This is a genomic window from Granulicella mallensis MP5ACTX8 (genome assembly GCF_000178955.2).
In the GTDB taxonomy this organism is placed as follows: Bacteria; Acidobacteriota; Terriglobia; order Terriglobales; family Acidobacteriaceae; genus Granulicella; species Granulicella mallensis.
In genome coordinates, this window is the sequence record NC_016631.1 from 4,818,565 (window position 1) to 4,831,329 (window position 12,765).

7 protein-coding genes are annotated in these 12,765 nt (G+C 58.2%); 1 reads left to right on the forward strand and 6 read right to left on the reverse strand.

Annotated elements, in window-relative coordinates:
- Positions 1-216: 216 nt before the first annotated feature.
- The 6 genes from ACIX8_RS18820 to ACIX8_RS18845 form a co-directional block, all read right to left on the reverse strand.
- Positions 217-3,525, reverse strand: a complete 3,309-nt coding sequence (locus tag ACIX8_RS18820; protein ID WP_014266968.1) for a carboxypeptidase-like regulatory domain-containing protein — start codon at positions 3,523-3,525, stop codon at positions 217-219.
- Positions 3,526-3,597: 72 nt separating this feature from the next.
- Positions 3,598-5,949, reverse strand: coding sequence for a glycoside hydrolase family 2 protein (locus ACIX8_RS18825; RefSeq protein ID WP_014266969.1), 2,352 nt, complete (start codon positions 5,947-5,949; stop codon positions 3,598-3,600).
- 28 nt (positions 5,950-5,977) lie between these two features.
- The gene (locus ACIX8_RS18830; RefSeq protein ID WP_014266970.1) at positions 5,978-7,129 is read right to left on the reverse strand and encodes an acyltransferase family protein; all 1,152 of its coding nucleotides are present in this window, start codon (positions 7,127-7,129) and stop codon (positions 5,978-5,980) included.
- A 28-nt stretch (positions 7,130-7,157) separates the two neighbouring features.
- Complete coding sequence (locus tag ACIX8_RS18835; protein ID WP_014266971.1) at positions 7,158-9,422, reverse strand: alpha-N-acetylglucosaminidase; 2,265 nt, start codon at positions 9,420-9,422, stop codon at positions 7,158-7,160.
- A gap of 515 nt (positions 9,423-9,937) precedes the next feature.
- Positions 9,938-11,209, reverse strand: a complete 1,272-nt coding sequence (locus tag ACIX8_RS18840; protein ID WP_150110670.1) for a hypothetical protein — start codon at positions 11,207-11,209, stop codon at positions 9,938-9,940.
- Positions 11,210-11,360: 151 nt separating this feature from the next.
- Complete coding sequence (locus ACIX8_RS18845) at positions 11,361-11,831, reverse strand: DUF3455 domain-containing protein (protein ID WP_052310658.1); 471 nt, start codon at positions 11,829-11,831, stop codon at positions 11,361-11,363.
- Between the two features lie 368 nt (positions 11,832-12,199).
- Here ACIX8_RS18845 and ACIX8_RS18850 point away from each other — a divergent pair, with 368 nt between their 5' ends.
- The gene (locus ACIX8_RS18850; protein WP_014266975.1) at positions 12,200-12,754 is read left to right on the forward strand and encodes a DUF4142 domain-containing protein; all 555 of its coding nucleotides are present in this window, start codon (positions 12,200-12,202) and stop codon (positions 12,752-12,754) included.
- Positions 12,755-12,765: the final 11 nt, after the last annotated feature.

The following is a 12,765-nucleotide window of genomic DNA, read 5'->3' on the forward strand; positions in this document are numbered from 1 at the left end:
ACACTTTGGCTGAAGTTTTATTCCGATCTTTTTGTGAGTGCCAGCGGTAGCCTCTTGAGACCAGCCATGATTATCCCAGCGCAAAGTGAGGCCTGACCGCGTTGTTCATCGAATCTTCATTTCATCCCTTCTGAAGAGGAGAGGCCGAATTACGACACAAATAAAATGGCCGGACAGAGTTTCTCTGTCCGGCCATTTTGTCTTTGCTGTTGCGGGTTAGAAGGTGAGTTTCAAAGCAGCCTGACCAACTCGCGCGGGGATAGCCCCGGTTGAGGTGATCGTACCGAAGTTGGAGTCATCAGGATTGGAGTCCGGCTGACCGAAGCTGGGATGGTTGAGAGCGTTGAAGGCCTCGAAACGGAACTGCAGCCCGTAGCGCTCGTGAAACTGCCAGTTCTTCTGAACCCCCAGGTCCGCGGTGTAGATAGGAGCGCCCTGGATGAGGTACTTGGGTGAATTACCGGCAGTACCGGGCTTGTTGAGGGCGAAGGCCCCGGCGTTGAAGTAGTGGTTGAGCCAATTGGCCTTACCGCCGTGTCGGACCTGGAGAGGTTCGCCGGTAAGATCGGCGCGGTCCTGATAGACAAGGAAGCCGGACCGATTGTTGCCGCCTCCGCCGTTGACGGTAAACGGAGGACCCGATTGCAGGGTGACCAGACCCGTCAGCGACCAGCCGCCGATGACGTTGCGCAAGACAGAGTTCAGGCTTTGGAACTTCGGAGCCTCGTAGGTAAAGTTGGTGACCGAGACCACCGGATAGTTGAGGCTCGACGGGCCGTGATCGTGGCCCACGTTATGAGGATCACTCACGCTGGACTCGAAGGAGGGATCTCCCGATCCACCCACGTCAAAGGCATGCGACCAAGTGAAGTTGGACTGTACCTGGATACTATGCGAGAGACGCTTTTCGATGCCGACCTGCAGCGAGTTATAGCTTGAGGTTCCTCCGACCTCCACCTGGATGATCGAACCGAAGTTCGTCAGCCCACGTGAATCGCTTTGGAAGCCAGTAAACGCACCATTCGTAAACATTGGACCGATGGGGACACCAGGATTCAATTCGACCGGCGTGGAGAGGTGATAGGTTTCGCTCCCCACATAGGCGATGTGGAGGGCGAGCGTATCGGTGAACTGTTGCTCCACAGACAGATTCCAGCTCTGCGCTACACCGAGGCGGAAGTTCTTCGGAAAGACTGCTCCGAGCTGCATGGGAAGAGTGAACGTAGAGTTAGCAGGAGGGCTCACACTCGGAGAGGCGAAGGGAGGAAATGGGCTCTGGCCGCCCGTAGCCGCGAAGCCACTCCACGGATGATCGAAGGAGATAGGAGTAGTGGTGGTGGCGTTGAGCGAAAAAGATGGATTGAAGGGCGCCGTGTCGTAGACATGGTTGTAACTTGCGTCTTCCAACGGTGTAGTGAACATGCCGAAGCCGGCACGAATCGAGGTCTTCGGAGAAGCCTGGTACGCGATACCGATACGCGGCTCGAAGTACTTCCAGGACGTAGGCATAATTGCATTGTTGATACCCGCGTCACCCGGGAAGACTACACCTGCAGGAGCGTTGGGATAACGAGTGCTCTGCTGCCCGGGGATGTAGGCAGCGCCGCGTCCGCCGTCGATGCTGAGAGGGGTATAAGGATCCCAGCGCAGTCCGGCATTGATCGTCAGGTTAGGACGAAGCTTGTATTGGTCCTGAGCGTAATAACCGGTCATCCAACCACGTACGCTGCCGCTCTCTCCCGCGTTCTGCGAGAAGGTCTGGGCATCGCCGAGGAGAAAGTCCGAGAGGGTGAAGCCGGTGAAGGCGTTGGTAAAGCCAACATTCGGATTCGCTCCGGAGCTGGAGTTCTCATGCGTGTAGCGATGCAAGACATCCGCACCGAAGTACATGGTGTGCTTGCCGTGGGTATAGGTGACAGTGTCTGAGAAGCCCAGGTTCCGGCGCTTCGTGCTGTTGACCGCGCCGCTGAAGACGGAGAAGCCAAGAGCCCCTCCATAGATCGAATTGCCGTCGACTGCCGAGATACCACCGATATAGCACGACCCGGCGGGATCGGAGACATCGACGAAGTTCGAGAGGCACTCCTGTTGACCGGTTTTACTGAAGAGCGGAGTTCCGGAACCGAAGTCAAAGGACTGGTAGAAGACAGTAACGCTGTTCAGTAGATTTTGATTAATCGTCCAGGAGTGATTGAAGGCGTCGTTGACGTAGATGCCGTGCAGTCCCTGAACACCCGCCAGCAGGTTGCCGGGGATGCCGATTCCGGGCTGGGTGAAGTTGTAGATGAAGTTGCGCACAAAGACACGCTGGCGATCGTTAATAGCGTAGTCGATGCGTCCGGTCCCCTCATCATAGCTGGTACGCGCCTTGGGCCCGACGAAGTTCGTTTTGCCAGTGGCAGGATCGCCGCCGAGCGGCAGAGAGGCTGCAATCGCGAGCGCACCGGGACTGAACAACTTGGGGTCGATCTGGTTGCGCTTGCCATTGATCGTCGCGAAGGGCGCGTTGAGATCCGGGACAATCGCACTGAAGTCACCGTTGAGCATCGCGGCGGTCGGGGTGTAGGTGGTGTTCTGCGTCGAGGTAGTGCTGGTGCGCGTTCCTTGATAGTTGGCAAAGAAGAAGAGCTTGTCCTTAATGATGGGGCCGCCGAGATAGCCGCCGAACTGACTGCGCTTCAACGGATCAACCTGGTGGCTGAAGTAATTCGCAGCATTGAGCACGTCATTGCGGAGAAACTCAAAAGCGCCGCCGTGAAAGCTGTTGGTGCCGCCTTTGCTCTGGATGCTGACGACCGCGCCTGGCGAGAAGCCATAGCGCGCGTCGAAGTTGTTCGAGATGACACGAAACTCCTGGGTGGCATCGGCATTCGGGAACGGCGCCGCAAGAAGCGCGTAGTAGTCCATGTTCGTGACGCCGTCGAGCAGATAGTACGTGCTTCCCTGCCGTCCGCCGCCCGCGGAGCCGCCGGACTGCGTGGGGAAAGAGTTCGTTGACGGCAAGGTGGAGGCTTGCGACTGCAGCTCATTAGTCACGCCAGTCGTCAGGAAGACGAGACTCGAAGGATCGCGGCCGTTCAGCGGCAGCTCCTTGATGGAAGCCTCGTTGACGACCGCGCTGATCTCAGCCGTAGTCGCATTGATCAGGGTGGGATTGGAGCTTACGGTGACGGTCTCATCCGCTCCTCCAGGCTTGAGAACGATGTTGACCGTCGCACTCTGGCCGATCGTGAGAACAATATTGGTCTGCAGGGTGTCAGCAAAGCCGGTCGCTGTCGAGGAGATCTTATAGGGGCCGGCGGGCAACGAAGGCACGGTGTACTCACCCTGCGCGTTCGAGGTCGTCTTCGTCGCGGCATTGGTCCCAGTGTTGGTGATCGTAATCTGAGCCTGGGGGATGGCTGCGCCGCTTGAGTCGGTGACAACGCCGGTTAACCGGGCGCCTGTGACCTGCGCCTCAAGCCTGATGCCCAGACAGAGCAGGATAAGGGCTAGTGGAAAGATAATGCGTGAGAGTTGTTTCATAGAGTGCTCCTTTCGCCCGCAGATACGAGCCGATCTATTTGGAGAAAATGAGTTAAAGAAATTTGGAAAAGCTCAGCTAAAAGGAGGATGGTTGTCTGTTTCGGCGATGATCTTGAACGTCAATGTCTTCACTCCGAAGTGAGGATGTGTTGCCTTGAGCGTCGCGATGCCAGGCTCTCCGGTCGACCGGATCCACACCGCGCTTCTGCCTCCGCTGAGCACGGCAATCGGCTCACCGAGAAGCACTGCCGGTCCATCGAGCGAGAGAGTAATGGGATCGAAACAGAGCGGTCGAGGTGCGCCATACTCATCCGTAACGCGCAATACAACACGCGTTGCATCCGCACCGTCCGCGATCAGTTCCGAATCGTCGGCAAGAATCTCGAAGACCTGGTCGATTCCCTTTCCCGAGAAGCTTTTGGAGATCACCTGCGTGCCTTTGACATAGCCGTCGAGGCGCAGGTCACCCCAGTCGTCGTTGCCATCCGGAAGCGTGAGATAGAACGGCGGATAGGCGAGATGCGGAAACTCCTCATGCTCCGGCCGCAGATCGATGATGTGATGCCAGACTTTGTCGCGGCCGATGAAGGCGCGAATCTCATCGCAGTTCGAGGAGATGATTCCCTTCCTGAAGCCTGATGGCTCGTCGCTCATCGCGAAGTGAAAGCCAGGCTCGAGGACGGGTTCCTCCGTTGGCGGGCACTGCGACTTGAAGAATCCAGCCGCGGGCTTAGCCTCACGGAAGATGTCCATCACGCCGTGGTAGCAGATATGGTCGCCGGAGCCGAAGTCCGCGTGGGTCTGGTAGTCGAACCCGCACCAGCCCAGACCGCCGGAGTATCCAGCCTGGCTGTTCAGCTGGTTGAAGATGCGAGCATAGCGGAGAATGTGCTCCTGGTTGATCGCGTTGCTGTCCCACGGGCGAACAGGAAACTCCGCGCCGACAAACTCGGTGTTGAGATACAGAGGATGATTGGGTGCTTTGAGCGGGAACTGAAAGTCGTTCATCGAGAAGACGTCTTCCAGCAGCTCCGACTCCTGGAAGTAGCGCACACCGGTGGTTTGGCGAGAGGGGTCCAGCTCACGCGCCAGCGCATTCACCTTCACGTACAGATCGTGAAAGTCGCGCGACTCATTGATGCGAATGCTCCAGAGAACAATCGATGGATGGTTCCAGTCACGGCGAATCATGCGGCGCGTGTTATCGAGGTAGCGCTCACGCCAGAGTTCGCTATCGCCTACATGCTGCCATCCTGGAGTCTCGTCAATGACTAGCAGGCCAAGCTCATCGCAGGCATCGAGAAAATGATGTGAGGGAGGATAGTGCGAGCAGCGCACGATGTTGCACTTGAGCTGCTCTTTGAGAATGGTCGCGTCACGGCGCTGCACTCGTCTGGGCATCGCCGCACCCGCGAAAGGAAAGGTCTGATGGCGATTGAGCCCACGCAGTTTGATGATCTCTCCGTTGAGAGAGAAGCCTGCAGGAGTAAATCGGGCCTCACGCAAGCCGAACCGCGTCTCTTGTTCGTCCACGATCTGCCCAACGGCAAGCAGGCGAACGCGCACCGAATAGAGCTTTGGATCGTGTAGCTGCCAGAGCTTTAGCCCCTCAACTCCAGCCATCGAAACTGTTGCACGGCCTGCGGAGAGTTCAGAGGACGACAAGCGCTGCCTGCGCTTCGTGATCGTACCAGCGTCGTTGAAGAGCTCGACTTCGAAGGTATCTGGTTTCGTCTTTAGCGTTGTGTTCGCAGAATCTAAAAAGACCTCTATCTCTACTCGCGGCTTTGGAGTAAGCACCTCAGAGCAGGTAACGCGAAGGTCCTCAATCGAGGTTCCGCCGGTGGTCCGCAGGGAGACCCCGCGATAGATACCGCCGAAGGTGAGATAGTCCACCTCGTAGCCGAAGGGAGGAACCTCCGGCAACTCGCGCGAGTCCACCTCGACACTGAGGACATTCTCGCCCTCCTGATCGAGGTGCTGCGTGAGTTCGAAGGAGAAGGGTGTGAAGCCCCCAAAGTACTCACCCAGCAGCGTGCCATTCAGGTACACCTTCGACGCCACCATGACGCCCTCGAAGTCAGCGAAGACCCGCCTGTCCGGCTCCCCTGCGGGAAGAGTGAAGTGACGGCGGTAGAGTGAAACAAACTGATAGCTGTTCTGATCGGCGTTGTGCCACGGAACGAAGACGTTGCTGTGCGGAAGAGCGACGTGCTCAAAGCCTGAGTCATCGAAACCGCGCAGATGGCCGTTAGCCGGAACGCTGCGACTCCAGAGCCATCCCTCCACCAGCGGATAGATCCGGCGCGTCGAATGCGCTGGGTGTTCCGGCTTCGCAACGAGCGCGAACCCCTGGCGCGCGACAGCCCCGCCCAGGATGCAGCCACCACTCGTTTTGAGAAAGCTTCTTCGACTCAGTGTCATGTTTTCTTACGTCTTCCCGTGCGATTTGCTAGAGCTTGATAAAGATGCGTTTGCGGTAGAGCAGCCATGCGGGGACGTAGCACACGGCGACAAAGAGAAGTGAGTAGATAAGTGAACCGATCGCAGGCGTACCCAGGTGAATGAAGTAGTGCGAGTAGACGTACACCTGGAAGCTTTGCGTCTGATTGACCTTGAAGACAGCGACGGCTGACGACAGCAGCTCGGAGATGACATACACCGTAATGGCATTCGTGCCGAACACCAGCAGCGGATAGGTCCAGCGGCCGCGCAGTTGGCGGATCTCGATGACGTAGTAGGCGACGGCGAGAAGCAGAATGCTGAGGCCCCCGGCATAGAGCACGTAAGAGCTGGTCCAGAGCTTCTTGTTGATCGGGAAACTCTGAGACCAGAGCAAACCCGCAACGGCAAGAGCGATACCCGCTCCGAACAGACCCATGAGCTTCTGCCCCGCAGGACGCGCCTGCTTGATCCAGGCTCCAGCCAGAAGGCCGAGGATCGTCGAAGCGAACGCCGGGATGTCGCTGAGCAAACCTTCGGGATCGCGTGTCTTCTCAAAGAGGCGATGCGGAAAGATATGGCGATCGAGCCATGCAACCAGGTTGATGTCGTGATCGAGCAGCGGAAAATCTCTGCCGGGTATTCCGTGGCCGGGCACCGGAACGAAGCGCAGCAGCACCCAATAACCGATCACCGCTGCAAAGAACAGAACAACACGCGGTGCGATGCGATCGGTCACAAGTTGCAGCAGCGCGGCGAGCAGATAGCAGACCGCAATGCGCTGCAGAACCCCATAGATGCGCAAAGTGTCGAGGTGGAAGTAGGGGAAACCGTTTACAACCAGCCCGAAGAAGATGAGCAGCGCGAACCGTCGTCCAATGCTCGTGAGCATAACGGTGTTGCTCGTAGCCTTGGCACGATGCGCGCTGAAGGAGAGCACCATCGAAATGCCCATGATGAAGAGGAAGGTGGGAAAGACGAGATCGGTCGGCGTAAAGCCGTTCCATAGCGAGTGGTTCAGCGCGCGATAGGCGAGGTCATTATTGCCGTTGTTGTTCACGAGAATCATGAACGCGACCGTGAGGCCACGCAGGACATCGATCGACAACAGCCGCGAGCTCGGCCTGGTATTCAGAAACGGTGTTGCGGTCGCGCTAGACATACGTCATTCCCTCCTTTCACAAAAATTCTTACAAGCTCTTCACTTCAGACAGCAGCGCATGCGACTCAGCGACAAGATCGGCGACCGGCAGCGGTTTACTGGGGCGATAGGGAGCAGACAGCCAGGTCTGCTGCCAAAGGTCGAGCGAGAAGGAACGACCTGTGTGGCGGCTTTCGAACCAGGCCTCCCAGCGGGCCGCGTAGTAGTCGCGAATGAGACCAGACCAGACGCGCGAGGCGTAATCCGAAAGCTCCGGCCAACCCCAGGTTGTGATCAGCAGCCGGGCGTTCTCGTCGTAGAAGGTCGCCTCATCGTCTGTCTTCGCATAAGCGCGCGTCGCCTGCATCCAGGTTTCGAGGCGGCGGTCTGGCCTGAGATTCATCAAGCCATCGATGCGGCGCATCCACTCCACGGCACGGGCAGCATGCGCAACAGCATCTTCGTCCTGCTTGGCATCGCCAGCCTGCACAGCCAGGGCAAGAGCCTCATCCACTCTGCCGCCAACAGCCTGTGAGACGAACTCAATGAGGTCGTTGCGGTAGAGCTCGCTCTTCGCCAGTTGGGGAGCACAGGAAAGAAAGAGCTCGACCGCACGCTGAAAGGTAGGGCCTGCATCCACCGAAGCCGCGATAGGGTGCACACTCGGCTCTGCCTGCCACGCTTGCTTGGTCATCCAGATGTGCGAGCTGTAGGCACTCTTGAGCAGCAACTCCCATGCCTGCTGCATCGCAGGAGGGCAGTCGCCATAGCGCGAGCGACAATAGGCCGGAATCCACGTCGCGAGGTCGATGGCTTCCGACTGCCATCCGGCATCGGTCATCAGCTCGTAGACCACCTCGTTGTTCTCGATGCCTTCGGGGCACATGCCCCAGCCGACGAGATTGCCCCGTTCCGGGCTGGCGAGGACAGTCGATGGCTCCGTCGCCATCAGCTTCAGGTTGCCCTTGATATTGTTGTTGCCGCCAAAGGTGTGGGCCATACCGTTGATCCACGGCTTGCCGAAGAACGCCTTCTGGAGCTTCCATTGGCCGGGCAGATACTTGCCCTGGACCGACGGCGCAAGGTCGTTGGCGTAGTCGATGATGAGCATCCGGTCGTTCGGAATGCCGCGCAGCAGGGCCTCGACGGACTCCTTATTCCAGAAGTCGGAGTCGTACACGAAGAGCCAGCCCTGCATCACCCAGGTTCCCTTGGGATCGCCGGCCTGGATACTCTCGAAGACGGTTCGTCCAAAGCGCTCAAGGTCTTCGTAGCGATGATCCTCCCGCACCGGGACCTCGAGCTCATTGAAGGTGTCGGCCAGGTAGTACTCGACCTCGCCGTACTCCGCCTTGTACTCCTCGATAAACTTCTTCCCGATCTGGCGATACAGCTCCTGCTGGCCCGGGTGGAGGATGAAGGTACGCGTGCTGCGCGGGATGGTCTTGAACTCCTTGCGGAGCCAGAGCAGGGTGAAGGTCTCGACCTCCGGATGGAGGCGCTTGAAGCCCTGCGGCACAAAGCCGGCGAAGGCAGGCGCTACGGGCTTCATGCCGAGCTCCCGCATCCGGTTCAGAACCTGGCGCTGGAGAATCCGCTTCTCTTCCATGAAATGCTGCGGCAGAGGACCGGCGAAATGATTGATATTGCCCATGCGATGCCATGGCAGCTGCGCCGGGCCCACGGAGAAGGTGTCGATCTCCGCCTCGGTAAGGCCGAGCGAGAGCCATACCCGGTTCCAAATGACCTCCTGGCCCTCCAGGGCCAGCGGCATCGTAATGCCGTGCAGCGCCATCCAGTCGAGCTCGCGCTCCCAGCGCGGCCAGTCCCAGAAGGCCATCGTGTACCCGTAGGTGCACGGGTTCAGATACTGGACGAACTTGTACGGGCAGACGACACGATGGTGTTCCACGTCAGGAAGCCGGGCAGGTAGATCAAGATGGCGGCCACTCCAGGCGATCATCGCCTGGCAATGCTCCCGCAGATAGATATAGATCCCACGACACAGACTGACGCCGCTGCTACCCGCAACGGCCACCCTGCCTCCGCTGGCGGAGAGCTCATAGACTTCATGGCCGTCCACCGCGGGAAGCAGATGCAGGTCAAACTCAGCCGCCCGGGAGCCGAGTTGGCGCTGCAGAACACCCCGGCAGGCTTCGATCGCCGTCTCGGCGGACGATCTGGGCGGCCCCATCGGCGGCTCTAGTTTAGGAGAAGACGAGGGGGCCGGGGTCTCGCCAACCGCAGCAAGCCCTCCATGAGCCAGGGCAGCCCCTGCACACGAAAGCTCAATAAATTTACGTCGCGTCCACATTAGCTTCTCCGATTGCGAAACACTCGCACCCCGCCCTATGAAAGCTCAAGCATTTTCACCGTACCGGCTCCGTTTTCACCGTGAAACGCGATGTTTTCGCACATTCTAAAGGAGTTAGAGGTACGAATAAACGAAGCGAATGAACACGGTTTCGGCTCTTTTATGCGCAGGAAATGGATTTTATGGTTGCGTCGCTATGAATTAGAGCGAAATCGATGGTTGTGTTTTTACTCACCACAGCGGCGGCGTCCTGAGCGAAGCGTCCCGGCCTTTGGGGACGCGGAGCGAAGGACCCCGAGGGTCATCATCCTTGCCCAAGCTCTTCGAACCTTTTCTACCTCAAGCGCTCAAGCCTCGACGTTGTGGTGGAAAAGATCCCAACACTCTGGGCAATATCCCCCCTCGGGGTCCTTCGACTCCGCACCTCGCAAAAGCGCGAGCTGCTCCGCTCAGGATGACGCTTCTGAGGGGACTTACCTGAGGTTTCGCGCTTCCAGCAAGGCGCGTCCATCCGGTCAAGGCCGGATGATTCTGTACGCTACGACCCGAGCCTCGGGGGCGTTGCCACCGACGCTCGAGGTTTCGAGCAGCACTTCAAAGTAGGGCATCCTGTCATGAGTGGCCCCTATCCGCTGGGCGAAGTTTCTAAACTCCGTCAGGCTGAAGGGGAAATCCGCAGCAGACTCCGTACCTGCCATGCCCGTTCCCTGAAACAGAAGAGCGTCGCCGTTCCCTTCGATCCCTGGCAGAAAGGCGAGGACCCCATAGCTGCGTCTCGCCCCGTCCGTGACGGTGTCCCGGTACAGCGCAGATTCGCCTGACTGGGGATGCTTATTGACGACGTAGCCTTCCGAGGCCTTCCAGTCCCAGTTGACGTCGAAGTTGAGCCGGTCCTTGAACAGCCCGACCCAGGGATTTGCCGCGACACCGCCAATCAGGATGACGTTGCGGCTCTTCAAGTCGTCGATCCGCAGCACGCGGGCGTTACGGGTCTCCACGTCGGCCTTGACCGCCTGGGGCAGTCTGGCCAACCGCAGCGCCAGGTTGAGGTCCGCCGAGCTCGTCAACTGGTGCGACGCAAACCATTCGGCGCTGAGCGAAATTCCATTGACGCTCGGCAGATTCGCCTTGCTCAGATAGGTGCCGCTGAGATACTCGTCCAATTGAACCGGGCTCTTCGTAAAGTCCTGAAAGAGAACGAGTGCGTCGTCCGAAGGAACGATTAATGTTGGACTGGCCGAGGTAAAGAGCTCCGACCAGAGGGCATCGGCGGCGGCCCCAGGCTGAGGGCTCCGAGGACGCAGGAAAAAACCAACCACCCCAATCGCCACAGCAAGTGCCGTGAGTCCCGCCAGAAGGAGCACGCGCCGCGGACCGCGCTTCTGCGCAGGAGCAGTGGCGGCCGAAGCGACAGACGAAGATTCAGCCGAAGCTGCTTCCGCATTTGGCTTCGGCTGGACGGCTACCCCCTGCACCACCTCCCGGGGTTCGAAGACAGGCACGTAGCCGCCCTTGGGGATGGTGACGATCAGCACACTGTGCGGGCACTCGTGCTCGAAGTACTCTTCAAGCCGCTGGCGCAAAAGGCGAGCCTGGCTCCGGACAATACTGTCATCCGAGGCGCTATAGGCAGCCGACCGTCCGAAGACATGGATTCCGATCTGCTGCTCGTTAATCTCCCGAGCACGGCCCTCAAACAGCCACAGGCAGATGAATTCGAGGAACTTCGTAAGCCGGGGAGACTTGGCAAATGTCCGAGAGGCGGCGATCTGCCGCAGTAACAGCATCCGCTCGTCGTCTTGATACCGTGAACGTTCGCCTGCCGACAAGGAATCAGGCTTCGAAGTGGAGTTGGTTACAATATCTTAAATTTACCATCCGCCTTTGGTCGCAGGGGAGTTTCGCTATGCACGAAGCGCAGCCTAAGTTACTGCCTGTTTAAGGATTCACCACATAGAACGAATAGGTTGCGGAATAGGGAACCCGCACCTCTGCGTTCTCGCGACAGCTTCCGGAAGGCGCGTTTCCACCGTGCGTCTCCGTGCGCTGGATATAGTGAACCGCCGCCAGGCTACCCTCACCACTAACAGATTCAAGCAACAGCCACGGCACAGACTCCGCCTCCGGCGAATCCTGCTTGGCGACTGCTTTGCCTTTGACCCAACTGCCATCGTTGAGTTTCCAGGTAGGCCCTGTAAAGTGTCGCCCGATCACCTCACCCGTCGGGTTCAGGAGGTTCGCATCCGGGCCTTGCAGCGTCCACTTCCCTGCAAGACAGCTATAGACTTGCGCGCCGACGCCTTTGGCCCTCAACACGAGCGAAGAGTGTCCAGGGACATCCACCGAATCTCCCGAGGTCTGTGCACTGGCCCCAGGCGCAAAGCACAGCGCAGCACCAACGAAAAGCAAGAAGCAACCTGTCCTCAGACTTGAGACAGAACAACATCGATTGATTGCGCCAGACAACATTAGAAACCTCCATAGGCATCCGCAGGCTCTGCACTTCATCGCGGGGAACCGGCAATTTGGATGCTCGTCGTACACAACACCGCCCTTCGTCGTTTATTCCAAGGATCAGCGAAAAATGATGAACAAAATATAGACGACTGCCTTTAGGCGACCGACCTCATCCACACCTGCGTTTATTCATGTGAAATCGCCTCGTCGCCTGCAGTCCGAGGGAATAATCAAGCCTCCGGTGTGTTTCATCACTGGAACCATGTGAGTGCCTCAGAGAGTACAGCCTGCGCACACACCTTCCCCAGGAGATCTTTCCCATGAAGTCAACCCTCTTTGTTCTTTGCTCCTCAGCCGTCATCTGGGCCTTGCCCGTCGCCTCCGCTCCCTCCTTATCCGCTACAGCCTCCGCAGCAGATAAGGTATTCGCCGCCAAAGTATCCCAGGGTGGTATGTATGAGGTCGTAGCCAGCAAAGTAGCCCAACAGAAGGCCACTAGCCAGGACGTGCGTGATCTCGCCATCATGGAAGTCCATGACCACGATCTTGTAAACCGTGAGCTAAGAGAGATTGCAACCGCCGCGGGAATCAAGCTGCCTCAGCCTTTGAATGACACCTTCCAGCAGCGCCTGCAAAAGCTGGAGGACCTCTCCGGCCCCGACTTCGATGAGGCCTATATCAGCGACATGGCACAGATCCACGACATGGACGAAAAGCTGTTCGCAAAAGAAGCCGTTGAAGGATCAGAGAAGTTCAAGGTATTTGCCGCAGGTACCGACAAGATCGTAAAGCGCCACATCGGTGCAATCCACGGAACCGATGAAAAGGAGCTATCTCGCATGATTGATAACTCGGAATTTTACTCACTTCTGTAAACCTAAAAAAA